Origin of the sequence: Actinokineospora sp. UTMC 2448 (assembly GCF_024760565.1) — a bacterium.
GTDB lineage: Bacteria > Actinomycetota > Actinomycetes > Mycobacteriales > Pseudonocardiaceae > Actinokineospora > Actinokineospora fastidiosa.
Genome location: NZ_CP031087.1, coordinates 28,822 through 43,359, shown reverse-complemented (window position 1 = coordinate 43,359; position 14,538 = coordinate 28,822). Strand labels below are relative to the sequence as shown.

Below are 14,538 nucleotides of genomic sequence, written 5' to 3'. Positions count from 1 at the left end.
CGCAACGCATCGGGCTGGCCGCACGTCTATCCGACCGGCGGGGCCACCAGGGCCCCGGTGGTCGCCAAGCCATGTCCACCACAAGCAGGAGCGGTCGCGACAAGTGCCGGAGTTGGTGATGCAGCTGACCAGAGCGGGCTTCCTGGCCTTGCTCTGGCTGTTCGTGCTGGCCGCGCTGCGGGTGGTGCGCTCGGACATCTACGCCGCCTCCGGGCTGCGCGTGGCGATGCCGGGATTCCGCAAGTCGGGTCAGAAGACCCGGGGCAAGGCGCCCCGTCAGCTGGTCGTCACGCACGGCGCGCTCGCGGGCACCAGGATCTCCCTGGACGGCAGGCCGATCATGATAGGCCGGGCGGACGACTCGACGCTCGTCCTCGACGACGACTACGCCTCCACCCGGCACGCCCGGCTGTCGATGCGCGGGACGGACTGGTACGTGGAAGACCTGGGCTCCACTAACGGGACGTATCTGGACCGGGCTAAGGTCACCGCACCCCTTCGGGTTCCCCTGGGAGTCCCGATCCGTATTGGCAAGACGGTGATCGAGCTGCGCTCATGACGCTTGTGCTTCGCTACGCGGCCCGCAGCGACCGGGGCCTGGTCCGTTCGAACAACCAGGACTCCGTGTACGCGGGTCCACGCCTGCTTTCCCTGGCCGACGGCATGGGCGGCCACGTCGCGGGCGAGGTGGCCAGCAAGGTCGTCATAGCCGCGCTCGCCCCGCTCGACGACGACGAGCCCGGCGAGGACCTGCTCGGCCAGCTGCGCGAGGCGGTGCTGGCGGGCAACAGCGCCATCGCCGAGCTCGTGGCGGGCGACCCCGACCTCGACGGCATGGGCACGACCCTGTCGGCGATCCTGTTCGCGGGGACCAGGATCGGCCTCGTCCACGTCGGGGACTCGCGCGTCTACCTGCGCCGCAACGGCCAGTTCAGCCAGATCACCCACGACGACACGTTCGTGCAGTCGCTCATCGACGAGGGCCGGATCACTGAGGAGGAGGCGGCCACCCACCCGCAGCGCTCGCTGCTGCTCAAGGCGCTGACCGGCCACGAGGTCGAGCCGAGCCTGACCATCCGCGAGGCCCGCGCAGGCGACCGCTACCTGCTGTGCTCCGACGGGCTGTCCGGCCCGGTCAGCCACGAGACGCTGGCCGAGGCGATCCAGATCCCGGACCCGCAGGAGTGCGCCGACCGGCTCATCGAGCTCGCGCTCAAGAGCGGCGGCCCGGACAACGTCACCGTGATCGTCGCCGACGTGCTCGACGTCGACTACGGCGACAACGACCCGATCGTCGGCGGGGCAGCGGGCAACGGCCAGGACGCCACCCCGCCGCCGGACTCGGCGGCCTCCCGGGCCAGCGCGCTGAACCCGCCCCGGCCGCAGGAGCCGCGCCGCGACCCGCTGGCCCCGCCGCCGCCGGACCCCCGGCTCAAGCGCCGCAAGCGCGTGCGCGCGGTGGTGATCTCCGTCATCGTGCTGATCCTGCTCGTCGCGGGCGCGGTCGCCGCGCGGCTGTGGGTCAACAACCAGTACTTCGTCGGCGAGGGCGCCGACGGCGAGGTCGCGGTCTTCCAGGGCGTGCGCGGCAGCGTGCTCGGCCTGTCGCTGAACAGCCAGCTGGAGGGCTCGTGCGGCGTGGAGCCGCAGTGCGACCGGCTGTTCGTCGACGACATGGAGCAGTTCGGCAAGGACGAGGTCCGCAACGGCTCCAACTCCTTCGACAGCGTCGCCGCCGCGCGCGGGTTCCTCAGCGAGCTGCGGCACAAGTTCTGGCTGCCCACCTGCGCCGACTTCACCGCCCAGCAGACGCCCGAGCAGCCTGCCACCGGGCCAGCGGGCGGATCGGCGCAGCCGACCGGCCAGGCCACCACGACCACCGCGACCACCACGACCACTGCGGCCGCGCCGACCACGACCGCGGGCACGGCGACGACCCAGGCCCCCGGCACCACGGCCCAGTCGACGGTCGAGCGCACGCCCCAGCCGGGCGTGAACTGCCGCGAACCCCGGGACGGCGGCGGCTGATGGCGCTTCCGGTCCAGGGCAAAGCGGGTCCGGCGACCGGGCAGGGCGCGGACCAGGACAAGGCGCCGACCCGGCGCGGCACCGAGCTGGTGCTGCTCGGGTTCGCCGCCTTCATCGTGTCCGTCGCGTTGATGCTGGTCGAGGCGAACCAGGAGCAGCAGCTCACCTTCCGCATCGTCTGGTACGGGCTGGCCTACCTGGCGCTCTTCGGCGTCGCGCACGCCGCGGTGCGGCACTGGGCGCCGTACGCCGATCCGCTGATCCTGCCGTGCGTCGCCGTGCTCAACGGCCTCGGCCTGGTGATGATCTACCGGATCGACCTGGCCCTGGCCGAACGCGCGCTGCAGGCGGGCCGGGAGTTCAACAACGACGTGCCCAAGCAGATCGCCTGGACCGCGCTCGCCCTGGTGCTGTTCCTCGTGGTGCTGCGCGTCGTGCGCGACCACCGGACGCTGACCAAGTACAGCTACATGGTCGGCGCGGCAGGCCTGTTCCTGCTGGCCCTGCCCGCGGTGCTGCCCAGCGCGATCGCCCCGCCGATCAACGGCGCCAAGATCTGGCTGCGGGTCGCCGGCCTGTCGATCCAGCCCGGCGAGTTCGCCAAGATCCTGCTGCTGATCTTCTTCGCTGGCTTCCTGGTCTCCAAGCGCGACCTGTTCATGGCCGCGGGCCGCCGGGTGCTCGGCGTCGACCTGCCGCGCGCCCGCGACCTCGGGCCGATCCTGTTCGCCTGGGGCGTCTCGGTCGGCGTCCTGGTGTTCCAGAAGGACCTGGGCACCTCGCTGCTGTTCTTCGGCACGATCCTGGTGATGCTCTACGTGGCCACCGAGCGCGCGGTGTGGGTGGTCACCGGGCTGAGCCTGTTCGTCGCGGGCTGCCTCATCGCCTACCAGCTGTTCGGGCACGTCCAGCAGCGCGTGGCCAACTGGCTGGACCCGCTGGCGACCTACGACCAGGACGGCGGCGGCTTCCAGATCGCCCAGGCGCTGTTCGGGCAGGGCACCGGCGGCATGGGCGGCACCGGCCTCGGCGCTGGCCGACCGGACCTGGTCCCGCTGGCCAACTCCGACTTCATCATCGCCGCGATCGCCGAGGAGCTGGGCTTCATCGGCCTCGCCGCGCTGCTGCTGGTCTACACGCTGCTGGCCATGCGCGGCATGCGCAGCGCGCTGGCCGTGCGCGACTCGTTCGGCAAGCTGCTCGGCGGCGGCCTGTCGTTCCTGCTGATCATGCAGGTGTTCGTGGTCGTCGGCGGCGTCACCAAGCTGATCCCGATGACCGGTCTGACCTCGCCGTTCCTGTCCCTGGGCGGCTCGTCGCTGCTGGCCAACTACATCCTGGTCGCGCTGCTGCTGCGCATCTCCGACGCGGCCCGCCGGCCGCAGACCCCGGCGCCGCGCAAGCCGGTTCCGCAGACCCCGATCGCCGAGGCGGGCACCGTGCTGGTGGAGCGTCCGAAATGAACACCCCGCTCCGCCGCGTCGGCATGGCCATGCTCGCCATGATCGTGCTGCTGCTCCTGAACTCCACCTACATCCAGGTGATCAAGGCCGACGACTACCGCGAGGACCCGCGCAACCGCCGCGTCCTGCTGGAGGAGTACGCCCGCGAGCGCGGCAAGATCCTGGTGCTCAACGCCGACGAGAAGTGGGTGGCGCTGGCCACGTCGCTGCCCACCGACAACCGCTACCGATTCCTGCGCCAGTACCCCAACGGCCCGATGTACAGCCACATCACCGGCCACTACTCGATCAACTACGGCACCGCCGGCCTGGAGCGCTACCAGGACGAGATCCTCAACGGCTCCGACGACCGGCTGTTCGTGCGGCGGCTGTCGGACCTGATCACCGGCCGGGACCCGCGCGGCGGCAACGTCGTCACCACGATCAACCCGGCCGCGCAGAAGGCCGCCTACGAGGCCATGGAGAAGAACGGGTTCGCCGGGTCCGTGGTGGCGCTCAACCCCAAGACCGGGCAGATCCTGGCCATGGTCAGCACGCCGTCCTACGACCCGAACCCGCTGGCAGCGCACTCGCGCGACACGCAGGTGGAGGCGTGGAACTCCTACCAGACCAAGAGCAAGCCGATGCTCAACCGGGCGATCAGCGAGACCTACGCGCCCGGGTCGACGTTCAAGCTGGTCGTCGCCGCCGCGGCGCTGGAGGACGGGCTGACCAGGGAGGACCAGGTCACCGCCACCGACAAGATCCAGGTCGGCGGCTCCGAGCTGCGCAACTACAACCGCGGCTTCTGCGCGGGCAGCCGGACCACGGTGACGCTGGAGACCGCGCTCGCGCACTCGTGCAACACCGCGTTCGCCCAGATCGCCCACGACCTCGGCGAGGAGCGGCTGGTCGAGCAGGCGGCGGCGTTCGGCGTCGGGGAGAGCGAGCTGACCGTGCCGATGCCGGTCGTGCAGTCCTGCCTCGGGCCGCGCGTCGAGGGCGGCTGCATGACCGTCGCCGACGAGAACGCGCTGTACCAGAGCGGCATCGGCCAGCGCGACGTGCGGCTGAGCCCGCTGCAGAACGCGATGATCGTCGCCGCCATCGCCAACGACGGCGAGGTCATGAAGCCGCAGCTGGTCCAGCAGGTGCTCGCCCCCGACCTGCAGGAGATCGGCAACTTCGACGAGGAGAGCCTGGGCTCGGCCATGTCCGGCGACAGCGCCGACCAGCTGACCCAGATGATGATCGCCTCCGAGGAGCGCACCGGGGGCGGCGGCAAGATCGACGGGCTGACCATCGCGTCCAAGACCGGCACCGCCGAGACCGGCAACGACCCGAAGAACACCCCGCCGTTCGCCTGGTACGTCGCGTTCGCCCCGGCCGAGGACCCGCAGATCGCGGTGGCGGTCGTGGTGGAGAGCAAGGACGTGGCCGCGACCGGCGGCAAGCTGTCCGCGCAGATCGGCAGGGCCACGATCGGCGCCGCCCTCGGGAGGCGCTGACATGCTCACCTCGGGGCAGTTGCTGGCCGACCGCTACCGGCTCAGCCGCCGGATCGCGGTCGGCGGCATGGGCGAGGTGTGGGAGGCCGCCGACACCCGGCTGGACCGGGCCGTCGCGGTGAAGGTGCTCAAGCCGGAGCTGTGCGGCGACGCGGAGTTCCTGCACCGCTTCCGCACGGAGGCGCGCACCACCGCGTCGCTGAACCACCCGGGCATCGCCGCCGTGCACGACTACGGCGAGACCGCGGCCGTCGTCGACGGGCCCAAGGACACCGCCTACCTGGTGATGGAGCTGGTCGAGGGCGAGCCGCTGGCCGCGATCGTGGCCCGCGAGGGCCGGATGAACGCCGACCGCGTGCTCGACATCCTGGAGCAGGCCGGGTTCGCGCTGCAGGCCGCGCACGAGCGCGGGTACGTCCACCGCGACGTCAAGCCGGGCAACATCCTGATCACCCCGTCCGGCGTGGTGAAGCTGACCGACTTCGGCATCGCCAAGGCGGCCGACGCCGCGCCGGTGACCCGCTCGGGCATGGTCATGGGCACCGCCCACTACATCGCCCCCGAGCAGGCGCTGGGCCACGAGGCCGAGCCCGCCAGCGACGTGTACTCCCTGGCCGTGGTCGGCTACGAGTGCCTGACCGGCCACCGCCCGTTCCTCTCGGAGAACGCGGTGACGGTGGCGATGATGCACATCCGGGACGCGCCGCCGCCGCTGCCGCCGGACGTGCCGCCGGGCGCGCGCGCGGTCATCGAGGCCACGCTGGTGAAGGACCCGCGCCGCCGCTACGGCAGCGGCGGGGAGTTCGCCGCCGCGGTCGCCGCCGTGCGCGCGGGCCGCCCGCTGCCCGCGCCGTCCGGCTACGCCATGCCCAGGGCCGGGCACACCCATCCGGGCATGATGCCCGTGCAGGGCACCGGCGCGTTCGCGCCGCCACCGCCCGCGCCGCCCCGGCAGCGCGGCCGCACCGGGCTGTGGGTGACGATCGTGGTGCTGGCCGTCGCGCTGATCGCGGCGCTGGCGATCGGCCTGCCCGCGATCCTCGACGGTGACGACGGCGGCTCGCCGGGCATGACCTCGCCCAGCCGCGACGTCGAGACGACCACCGCGGCGCCGCAGGACTCCGAGACCGAGGACACCGAGCCCGGCGGCCCGCCCGGCATGGCCGACCCGCCGGTCGCGTTCGTGCCCGCGCCGTACCTGGGCAAGAGCGCGCTCACCGTGGCGGAGGACCTGATCGCGCTGGGGGTCGAGGTCGAGGTGCGCACCGAGGAGGGCACGCCGCCGCGCAACCGGGCGGCCTGCCTCGTCGTAGGGTCGTCGCCGGAGGGCGCGGTCTACCGCGGCGATACGGTCACAATCTTCTGCAGGCCCCAAGCCGGGTCGCGGTGATCGCCGATGCAACGTCAGGATTTGGACATGACTAGGAGCGGGACGACGCACCAATGACCACACCGCGTTTGCTCTCCAACCGCTACGAGATCGGTGAGACTCTCGGTTACGGCGGCATGTCCGAGGTCCACCGGGGCCGCGACGTCCGGCTCGGGCGGGAGGTCGCGGTCAAGGTGCTGCGCGCCGACCTCGCCCGCGACCCGCAGTTCCAGGAGCGGTTCCGCCGCGAGGCGCAGAACGCCGCCGCGCTGAACCACCCGGCCATCGTCGCGGTCTACGACACCGGCGAGACGCTCACCGAGCAGGGCCCGCTGCCCTACATCGTGATGGAGTACGTCGACGGCCGGACGCTGCGCGACATCGTCAAGACCGAGGGGCCGCTGTCCGGGCAGAGAGCCATGGAGATCATGGCCGACGTCTGCGCCGCCCTGGACTTCAGCCACCGGCACGGCATCGTGCACCGCGACGTCAAGCCCGCCAACGTGATGATCAACCGCTCGGGCGCGGTCAAGGTCATGGACTTCGGCATCGCCCGCGCGGTCGCCGACGGGCAGGCCGCGGTCACCCAGACCGCCGCGGTCATCGGCACCGCGCAGTACCTCTCCCCCGAGCAGGCGCGCGGCGAGGCCGTCGACGCCCGCTCCGACGTCTACGCCACCGGCTGCGTCCTCTTCGAGCTGCTGACCGGCGAGCCGCCGTTCACCGGGGACTCCCCGGTGGCGGTCGCCTACCAGCACGTGCGGGAGGACCCGAGGCCGCCGTCGCAGCTCAACCCCCGGGTGAGCCCGCAGCTGGACGCGATCGTGCTCAAGGCGATGTCCAAGGGCGCGGCCAACCGCTACCAGTCGGCCGCCGAGATGCGCACCGACATCGTGCGCGTGCTGTCGGGCCAGCGCCCGTCCGCGCCGATGGTGATGACCGAGGACGACCGCACTGCCGTGCTCGGCGCGGGCAGGCCGATGCCGACCTCCGGCGGCGGGCGGCACCGTCCCGAGGCGCTGGTCGACGACTACGACGACTACTACGACGACGAGGACGAGCGCCGCCGCAAGCAGCGCAAGACCTGGGCGGTCGTCCTGGCCGCGCTGCTGGTCGCCGCCCTGGTCGGCCTGCTGTTCTGGCTGCTGAACCAGGAGGACGCGCCCACCACGCCGCAGACCGTCGCGGTGCCCGACGTGGTGAGCCAGCTGGAGGCCGACGCCCGCAGGCAGCTCGAGGCCGCCGGGCTGAAGGTCGAGCGGGTCGAGGTCAAGTGCGAGCAGACCGCCGACGGCCAGCCCGGCGAGTGCGGCGCGAACGACATCGGCCGGGTCATCGGCACCACGCCCGCCGCGGGCACCGAGGTGAGCCCGGGCGACACGGTCACCTACCGGGTCGGCGTGAAGCCGGGCAAGGTCGCCGTTCCCGACGTGATCGGCAAGACCCAGGAAGAGGCCACCACCGCGCTGGAAGAGGCGAAGCTGCAGGTCTCGCCGACCGTCGCCGAGGAAGAGGTCGACGACGAGAGCAAGGTCGGCAAGGTCGTCAAGACCAACCCGGCCGCCAACCAGCAGGTCGACGTCGGCACCTCGGTCACGCTGACGATCGGCAAGGCCAAGGCGAAGGTCTCCGTCCCGAACGTGATCGGCCAGGACTACGAGACCGCGGCCCGCAACCTCAAGGAGGCCGGTCTCGAGCCGCAGCGCCGCGACGTCTCCTCCGACCAGCCCGCGGGCACGGTCGTCAACCAGGCGCCCAAGGACGGCGAGGTCGCGCCCGGCTTCACCGTCGTGCTCGACGTCTCCAACGGCGACCAGGTCGACCAGCCGCTAGAGATGCCCGACCTCTCCGGCATGACCGTGGACGAGGCCGAGCAGGCCCTGCGGGGCGGCGGCTGGACCGGCCGGTTCAACGTCAACAAGGTGCGCGACACCTGTGACGAGGAGGAGATCGGCAAGATCTTCAACCAGAGCCCGAATCCGGGCGAGGAGATCGACAAGGACCGCACGATCCAGGTGTTCGTCCACGAGGAGCAGCAGTTCGGCTGCCTGCCCGGCGGCGGCAACGGCAATTAGCCCCTGACGACCTGTGGCCCCCGTCCTCGGACGGGGGCCACAGTCTTCTGTTCGGGGGAGGGTGTGCGCTCAGGACAGCGCTGCGGTGAGGGCGCGCATCTGCTTCTCCAGCTCCACGACCCGGTGCTCGGGGACCGGGAAGCCCGCCGCCGCCATCCAGTTGGCGAGCATGCGGTGGCCGCCGTCGGTCAGCACGGACTCCGGGTGGAACTGGACGCCCTCGACCGGCAGCGTGCGGTGGCGCATGGCCATGACGATGCCCGTCGCGGTGCGGCCGGTGACCTCGAACTCCGCGTCCGGGATCGTCTCCGGCAGCACCGTCAGCGAGTGGTAGCGGGTGGCGGTGAACGGGCTGGGCAGCCCGGCCAGCACGCCGCCGCCGGTGTGCTCGACCTGGCTGGTCTTGCCGTGCAGCAGCTCCGGGGCGCGGTCGACGGTGGCGCCCCACGCCACGCCGATGGCCTGGTGGCCGAGGCAGACGCCGAGGACCGGCAGCGCGCGCTCGGCGCAGCGGCGGACGGTGTCGATGCTGTGGCCCGCGCGCTCCGGCGTGCTCGGGCCGGGGCTGACGAGCACGGCGTCGAAGCCGTCGAGGGCGCCGGGGGCGGCGAGTTCGGGCGCGTCGTTGCGCCAGACCGTGCAGTCGGCGCCGAGCTGGGCCAGGTACTGGACCAGGTTGTAGACGAAGCTGTCGTAGTTGTCGACCACGAGGACGCGCATGCCGTCAACCTACCGGCCACATGCGGATGGAAGCATCCTCGTATGCGCCGCGAACTGGGGGTTGTGGACGCCACCGCCATCGGGCTCGGCTCGATGCTGGGCGCTGGCGTCTTCGCGGTGTTCGCCCCGGCCGCAGCGGCGGCGGGCGGTCTGCTGCTCGTCGCGCTGGGGATCGCCGGGTTCGTCGCGTACTGCAACGCGAACGCGTCCGCGCGCCTGGCGGCCGTCTATCCCGCGTCGGGCGGCACCTACCTGTATGGGCGCGAGGTGCTCGGGCCGTGGTGGGGGTTCGTCGCGGGCTGGGGTTTCGTGGTCGGGAAGACGGCCAGCTGCGCGGCCATGGCGATGACGTTCGCCGCGTACGCCGCGCCCGGGTTCGAGCGGCCCGCCGCGGTGGGCGCGGTCGTCGTGCTGACGGCGGTGACCTGCCTCGGCATCACCCGCACGGCCGCGGTCACCAAGGTGCTGTTGGCGATCGTGCTGGTGGTCCTGCTGGGCGCCGTCGCGGTGTCCGTGCCCGCCGTCGGCGCGATCGAGTGGGCGCCCTCGGGCCCGCTCGGCGTCCTCCAGGCCGCCGGGCTGCTGTTCTTCGCCTTCGCCGGGTACGCCCGGATCGCCACCCTCGGCGAGGAGGTCCGCGACCCCGCCCGCACCATCCCGCGCGCGGTGCTGGCCGCGTTGAGCGCGGCCGTGCTCATCTACCTCATCGTCGGGTCGACCCTGCTGCTGGTGCTCGGCCCGGCCCGGCTGGCGGCGTCGGCCGCGCCGCTGGTGGACCTGGTCGGCGCGGCCGGGCTGCCGGGGTGGGCCGCGGTCGTCCGGGTCGGCGCGGCGGCTGCCTGCCTGGGCGCACTGCTCGGGCTCATCGCGGGGATCGGCCGCACGACGCTGGCCATGGCCCGCGAGCGGGACCTGCCGGGCGGGCTGGCCGCCGTCCACGGTTCGGTGCCCAGGGTCGCGCAGGTCGCCGTCGGCGCGGTGGTGTGCGGGCTCGTGCTCGTCGCGGACCTGCGCGGGGTGGTCGGCTTCTCGTCGTTCGGCGTGCTCGTCTACTACGCCGTCGCCAACGCCTGCGCGTACCGGAAGTGGCGCGGCCCGCTGCCCGCGGCCGGGCTGGCGGGCTGCGTCCTGCTGGTGGTCACCCTGCCGACCTGGTCGGTGGTCACGGGTGTCGCCGTGTTCGCCGTCGGCCTGCTCGGGCGGCTGGCTATTCGGTCGTCACCTCGTTGAACGGCAGCTTCGGCTCGATCCACGGGAACACCACGAACATCAGCAGCGCCACCACGCCCGCGATCAGCAGCACCGCGGTCAGGACCCGGACCGCGAACGGGCCGGGCAGGTGCCGCCAGATCCAGCCGTACATCAGACGGTCTCCTTCAGCTCCGGCGGCAGCGCGCCCGGGTTGTTCGGGTCCTTCTCCCACTGCTTGACCAGCACCGCGTGCACGATGAGCCGCTCGCGGTCGGAGAAGCGCGGGTGGCAGGTGGTCAGCGTCATCAGGGTGACCTGCTCGCCGACGCTGTTCTCCGCGCCCGGCAGCCCGGGCACGGGAGCCACGACCTCGCCCTGCCCCGGGCTGACGATCCGCTGGCCGACGACGTTGTCGTACGGCGCGCCCAGCGGCGAGACGCCCGCGCACCTCGGGTCGGCGGCGCGCGTGCCCGCCCAGTCGGCGACCTCGTCGGCCTTGGGCAGCACGCGGTAGACGAACCAGTTGTAGCGGGTCTCCACGACGATGGCGTCACAGGAGTTCAGCAGGTCGATGTCGTTGAACGGCGCGCCCTTGCCCACCCGGTGGCCCGCGACGGCGAAGTTGCCGGGCTCGCCGGGGTAGGCGGTGTCCGGGTAGTGGCCGGGGCCGATCTCCAGGGTCTTCTCGGTGATGCCTTCCAGGATCGTGAAGGAGTAGTCCGCGCCGAAGGCGGGGATGAACATCTTCGCGAAGCCCGCGCCCTCGTCGAGGCCGTCGAACCGCTCGACCCGCTCGGGGTCGGCCGGGGTGCCCCAGCGGTCGTCCAGCGCGGAGGTGGCCTCGCGCTGCTTGGCCGCGGAGAAAATGTCGGTGACGTAGACCTCGTAGACCACGAACAGCAGGATCACCAGGCCGAGTGTGATGAACACCTCGCCGACCCCGCGCACCACCGAGCGCGCACCGCCGCCCTCCGGCGCCGTGGGCGCGACCGTGCTCATCCGAATTCCTCCGCAGGATTGTTGGCGACTGGTGATCCGGCCACCTGCTCCGTTACGTTAACGTGTTGCATCGGCGCGAGTTGCGCCCATGCCGCGCGCACCCGAAGTTCCCAGCCAGGCGAGGACAGCATGCCGAAGTCGAAGGTCCGCAAGAAGGCCGCCTACACCCCTCCGGCCGACCGCCGGACAGCGGTGAAGGTCAAGCCCGCCGGACCGTCCCACCCGCTCTACATCACCATCATGCTGGGCATCATGGTGCTCGGCCTGGCGTGGCTGGTCGTGAATTACATCGCCGGGGAGAAGATCCCCTTCATGGCCGACCTCGGCAACTGGAACTTCGCCATCGGGTTCGCGCTGATGATCGCGGGCCTGCTGATGACGATGCGCTGGCGGTAGGCGGCCATCCACAGTCCGTCGCCCCGTACCCCCGTTCGGGGTCTCAAGGACTGCGCCGTTCGGCCCCTACCGGCTGAACCACATGGATGTAAGTCATCCCCAGTGTGGATAACTGCTGTGGACAACCATGGATGAGCACCGGTCGTCCTGGGCCCCGGACCCCGCCGCGGTGGCGGTGGGCTGGGCGCTGTGCGCCGGGGCGGTGGCAGCCGCGCTGCTGGTCGACGACCGGCGCGGCGGACTCATGCTGCTCGTCGCCGCCGTCATGCTGGGCCTGATCGCCCTGTTCGGCACGGTGGCGCGGCCGCGGCTGTCGGCAGACCGCGACGGCCTCACCGTGCGCGGGCTGACGGGCAGCAGGCACTGGCGGTGGGCCGAGGTGAACGTGCGGCTCGTCCGCACGCGCAGGCTCGGGCGCGTGTCGACCGCGGTGGAGCTGGACGCCGACAACGCCGAGCCGCCCGCCCTGGTCCTGCTCGGGCGGCTCGACCTCGGCGCGGACCCGGAGGACGTCGCCGACGCCCTGGTCCGCCTGCGCACCTGACGTCGTCTAGCGCGTGATGTAGCAGATCATGGCGGTCGGGTCGGTGCAGAACACCAGCTCGGCCAGCTGGCCCTGGCGCAGCACGTACAGGCTCGCGAGCGCCACGACCACCAGCGCGCACGCCCCGATGTGCAGCGCGAGCCGGTTCGCTGGCGGGGCGTAGACGAACGCGACCGCCAGCGCCGCGCCGACGACGAGCCCGCCGAGGTGCCCGAGCAGCGAGACGTTCGGGATCACCCACCAGGTGATGAGGGTCAGCGCCAGCACGTAGACGATGAGCTGCGTCGCCTGTCCGCGCCGGAGCCGGATGACCAGCACCACCAGCGCGCCCAGCACGCCGTAGACAGCGCCGGAGGCACCCGCGAGCTGGCCGCCGATGTCGCCGAAGACGTACTCGGCCACGCTGCCGCCCAGCAGCGCCAGCAGGTACAGCGCCAGGAAGCGCGCCCTGCCCAGCACGAGCTCGGTGTCGCGCAGGAACCACAGCGACATCATGTTGACCAGCACGTGGAACGGCCCGAAGTGCAGGAACCCCGCGGTGAGCAGCCGCCACGGCTGGCCATCGGTGATCGACGGGTCGAACCCGACGAGCGCGCGGAAGAAGGGCGAGTCGCCGTTCTCGGTGACGCTCTGCGCCAGGACCGCGGTCAGCAGGAAGACCGCGACGTTGACCGCGATGAGGATCGGGACCAGCACGACCTTGCCGTCGGTGCGCGCGCCAGCGACCGTGGTGGCCTGCCGGGTGGTCCGGCGGCCCTGCTCGACGCAGTCCACGCACTGGTAGCCGACCGACGCGTCCACCAGGCACTCCGGGCAGGCCGGTCGGCCGCAGCGGGTGCAGGACAGGCCGGTCGGCCGGTCGCGGTGCCGGGCGCAGACGGGCAGGCCCGCCTGCGCCCCGTGCGGGGTCGCCACGAGGCTAGGCGCGCTCGATGGTGATGCTGTTGATCACGATGTCCTCGACCGGGCGGTCGCCGGGGCCGGTGGTGGTCCGGCCGATCGCGTCGATGACGTCGCGGGACTGCTGGTCGGCGGCCTCGCCGAAGATCGTGTGCTTGAAGTTCAGCCAGGTGGTCGGGCCCACCGTGAGGAAGAACTGCGAGCCGTTGGTGTTCGGGCCCGCGTTGGCCATCGCCAGCAGGTAGGGCCGGTTGAACTGCAGCTCGGGGTGGAACTCGTCGGCGAACTTGTAGCCGGGGCCGCCTCGGCCGGTGCCGGTCGGGTCACCGCCCTGGATCATGAAGCCGGAGATCACCCGGTGGAAGATGGACCCGTCGTAGAACGGGCCGGACGTGCCCCCCTTGGCGTTCTTGTCCGTGTACTGCTTGGTGCCCTCCGCGAGGCCGACGAAGTTGGCCACGGTCTTGGGGGCGTGGTCGGGGAAAAGGTTGACCCGGATGTCACCCAGCGAGGTGTGCAGGGTGGCGGTCACTTTGGTCCCGACGAGCGATTCGTTGCTGTCTGCCACCGCCCCATCGTGCCATCTTCAGCGGGATCGGTCGGTTAGGGGCAGGATTGAGCGCGTCACTTATCCGTTACCGACCCTTCTTGACAGATGAGGTGAAGCGATGACCCGGGCCGGAGAGACGGTGGGCAAGGCCGTCGGCACCGGCTGGCGCGCTGTGCGCCAGGGTGCCGCCCAGGCCCGCGCGGCGGGTGCCGAGGCGGCGCAGGCCGCCGAGCACAGGCTGGCGGCCAGGGGCCTGGCCCCGCAGCAGGTGGCCGAGGCGCTCGCCGAGAGCGCCCTGGTCGCCCGCGAGGAGCTGCAGGAGTCCGGGAAGCGGGCCCGCAAGCGCCTGGCGAAGACGGCCGCGCGCACCCGCAAGGACCTGGCCAAGGCCGCGAAGCAGGCCCGCAAGAACGCCGGGAACAGCCGGGCGGGGCGGGGCGCGGCAGGCGCGGTGAAGCCGCTGCGCGCCCAGGCCAAGCAGTTGAAGAAGGACCTGAAGCCGCAGGTCGAGGCCTACCGCGCGGAACTGCGCGAGCAGGTCAAGGCGGCGCGGGCCGCTGCCAAGGCCGCGGCGAAGGAGAACCGAGGGCCCCGGCGCTGGCCGTGGCTGATCGCCGCCGTCGCGATGGCGGCGGGCGCCGTCGTGGCGCTGCGCGGGAAGAAGCGGACCGAGGAGGAGGTCGTCACGCCGGTCGTCCCGACGCCGATGCCCGAGCAGACCTCGGCCGAGCGCAACGGGCAGGCCAAGCCCGAGGTGCGGATCACGGCGGAGAAGCAGAACTAGCCCGATCACGGAAACGGGCCGCGCTCCCCCAG

15 protein-coding genes are annotated in these 14,538 nt (G+C 72.0%); 10 read left to right on the top strand and 5 right to left on the bottom strand.

Going from position 1 to position 14,538, the window contains the following annotated elements; genetic code table 11:
• Nucleotides 1-103 precede the first annotated feature (103 nt).
• From Actkin_RS00215 to pknB, 6 genes are read left to right on the top strand one after another with little or no spacing between them, the layout of a single operon-like run.
• Nucleotides 104-559, top strand: a complete 456-nt coding sequence (locus Actkin_RS00215; RefSeq protein ID WP_189208987.1) for an FHA domain-containing protein FhaB/FipA — start codon at nt 104-106, stop codon at nt 557-559.
• Entirely contained in the window at nt 556-2,028 is a 1,473-nt protein-coding gene (locus tag Actkin_RS00210) for a PP2C family protein-serine/threonine phosphatase (protein ID WP_258905393.1), read from the top strand. Before Actkin_RS00215 ends, Actkin_RS00210 begins: the two co-directional genes overlap by 4 nt.
• On the top strand, nt 2,028-3,491 hold the full coding sequence (locus Actkin_RS00205) for an FtsW/RodA/SpoVE family cell cycle protein (RefSeq protein WP_189208989.1): 1,464 nt from the start codon (nt 2,028-2,030) through the stop codon (nt 3,489-3,491). The genes Actkin_RS00210 and Actkin_RS00205 overlap by 1 nt, the downstream gene beginning before the upstream one ends.
• Nucleotides 3,488-4,978, top strand: coding sequence for a peptidoglycan D,D-transpeptidase FtsI family protein (locus Actkin_RS00200; RefSeq protein WP_189208990.1), 1,491 nt, complete (start codon nt 3,488-3,490; stop codon nt 4,976-4,978). Before Actkin_RS00205 ends, Actkin_RS00200 begins: the two co-directional genes overlap by 4 nt.
• 1 nt (nt 4,979) lies before the next feature.
• Nucleotides 4,980-6,368, top strand: a complete 1,389-nt coding sequence (locus Actkin_RS00195; RefSeq protein WP_258905392.1) for a serine/threonine-protein kinase — start codon at nt 4,980-4,982, stop codon at nt 6,366-6,368.
• A gap of 53 nt (nt 6,369-6,421) precedes the next feature.
• Nucleotides 6,422-8,422 carry a Stk1 family PASTA domain-containing Ser/Thr kinase gene (gene pknB, locus Actkin_RS00190; protein WP_189208992.1) on the top strand — a complete coding sequence of 667 codons (2,001 nt, stop codon included), beginning with the start codon at nt 6,422-6,424 and terminating at the stop codon, nt 8,420-8,422.
• A gap of 69 nt (nt 8,423-8,491) precedes the next feature.
• Here pknB and Actkin_RS00185 read toward each other — a convergent pair whose 3' ends face one another.
• Complete coding sequence (locus tag Actkin_RS00185) at nt 8,492-9,142, bottom strand: aminodeoxychorismate/anthranilate synthase component II (protein WP_258905391.1); 651 nt, start codon at nt 9,140-9,142, stop codon at nt 8,492-8,494.
• A gap of 42 nt (nt 9,143-9,184) precedes the next feature.
• On the opposite strand from Actkin_RS00185, the gene Actkin_RS00180 reads away from it, so the two are divergent.
• Nucleotides 9,185-10,372 carry an APC family permease gene (locus Actkin_RS00180; RefSeq protein WP_258905390.1) on the top strand — a complete coding sequence of 396 codons (1,188 nt, stop codon included), beginning with the start codon at nt 9,185-9,187 and terminating at the stop codon, nt 10,370-10,372.
• Here Actkin_RS00180 and Actkin_RS00175 read toward each other — a convergent pair.
• Nucleotides 10,350-10,505, bottom strand: a complete 156-nt coding sequence (locus tag Actkin_RS00175; RefSeq protein ID WP_189208995.1) for a hypothetical protein — start codon at nt 10,503-10,505, stop codon at nt 10,350-10,352. The genes Actkin_RS00180 and Actkin_RS00175 overlap by 23 nt on opposite strands.
• Nucleotides 10,505-11,332, bottom strand: a complete 828-nt coding sequence (locus tag Actkin_RS00170) for a class E sortase (RefSeq protein ID WP_258905389.1) — start codon at nt 11,330-11,332, stop codon at nt 10,505-10,507. The genes Actkin_RS00175 and Actkin_RS00170 overlap by 1 nt, the downstream gene beginning before the upstream one ends.
• 129 nt (nt 11,333-11,461) lie before the next feature.
• Between Actkin_RS00170 and crgA the strand changes: the two genes are divergently transcribed.
• Together crgA and Actkin_RS00160 are read left to right on the top strand one after the other, a co-directional pair.
• Nucleotides 11,462-11,728 (top strand): cell division protein CrgA, encoded by a 267-nt coding sequence (gene crgA, locus Actkin_RS00165; protein ID WP_189208997.1) that lies wholly within the window; start codon nt 11,462-11,464, stop codon nt 11,726-11,728.
• Nucleotides 11,729-11,855: 127 nt separating this feature from the next.
• Nucleotides 11,856-12,272 (top strand): PH domain-containing protein, encoded by a 417-nt coding sequence (locus Actkin_RS00160; protein WP_258905388.1) that lies wholly within the window; start codon nt 11,856-11,858, stop codon nt 12,270-12,272.
• Between the two features lie 6 nt (nt 12,273-12,278).
• Here the strand turns inward: Actkin_RS00160 and Actkin_RS00155 are convergent, their stop codons facing one another.
• Both Actkin_RS00155 and Actkin_RS00150 read right to left on the bottom strand, forming a co-directional pair.
• The gene (locus Actkin_RS00155; RefSeq protein WP_189208999.1) at nt 12,279-13,187 is read right to left on the bottom strand and encodes a rhomboid family intramembrane serine protease; all 909 of its coding nucleotides are present in this window, start codon (nt 13,185-13,187) and stop codon (nt 12,279-12,281) included.
• A gap of 4 nt (nt 13,188-13,191) precedes the next feature.
• Nucleotides 13,192-13,740, bottom strand: a complete 549-nt coding sequence (locus tag Actkin_RS00150) for a peptidylprolyl isomerase (RefSeq protein WP_189209000.1) — start codon at nt 13,738-13,740, stop codon at nt 13,192-13,194.
• Nucleotides 13,741-13,840: 100 nt separating this feature from the next.
• Between Actkin_RS00150 and Actkin_RS00145 the strand changes: the two genes are divergently transcribed.
• The gene (locus tag Actkin_RS00145; protein ID WP_189209001.1) at nt 13,841-14,506 is read left to right on the top strand and encodes a hypothetical protein; all 666 of its coding nucleotides are present in this window, start codon (nt 13,841-13,843) and stop codon (nt 14,504-14,506) included.
• The last annotated feature ends 32 nt before the right edge of the window (nt 14,507-14,538 follow it).

Coding starts and splice junctions, on each gene's coding strand:
- Actkin_RS00210 (WP_258905393.1), top strand. CDS start 556: ATGACGCTTGTGCTTCGCTACGCGGCCCGCAGCGACCGGGGCCTGGTC.
- Actkin_RS00205 (WP_189208989.1), top strand. CDS start 2,028: ATGGCGCTTCCGGTCCAGGGCAAAGCGGGTCCGGCGACCGGGCAGGGC.
- Actkin_RS00200 (WP_189208990.1), top strand. CDS start 3,488: ATGAACACCCCGCTCCGCCGCGTCGGCATGGCCATGCTCGCCATGATC.
- Actkin_RS00195 (WP_258905392.1), top strand. CDS start 4,980: ATGCTCACCTCGGGGCAGTTGCTGGCCGACCGCTACCGGCTCAGCCGC.
- pknB (WP_189208992.1), top strand. CDS start 6,422: ATGACCACACCGCGTTTGCTCTCCAACCGCTACGAGATCGGTGAGACT.
- Actkin_RS00185 (WP_258905391.1), bottom strand. CDS start 9,142: ATGCGCGTCCTCGTGGTCGACAACTACGACAGCTTCGTCTACAACCTG.
- Actkin_RS00180 (WP_258905390.1), top strand. CDS start 9,185: ATGCGCCGCGAACTGGGGGTTGTGGACGCCACCGCCATCGGGCTCGGC.
- Actkin_RS00175 (WP_189208995.1), bottom strand. CDS start 10,505: ATGTACGGCTGGATCTGGCGGCACCTGCCCGGCCCGTTCGCGGTCCGG.
- Actkin_RS00170 (WP_258905389.1), bottom strand. CDS start 11,332: ATGAGCACGGTCGCGCCCACGGCGCCGGAGGGCGGCGGTGCGCGCTCG.
- crgA (WP_189208997.1), top strand. CDS start 11,462: ATGCCGAAGTCGAAGGTCCGCAAGAAGGCCGCCTACACCCCTCCGGCC.
- Actkin_RS00160 (WP_258905388.1), top strand. CDS start 11,856: ATGGATGAGCACCGGTCGTCCTGGGCCCCGGACCCCGCCGCGGTGGCG.
- Actkin_RS00145 (WP_189209001.1), top strand. CDS start 13,841: ATGACCCGGGCCGGAGAGACGGTGGGCAAGGCCGTCGGCACCGGCTGG.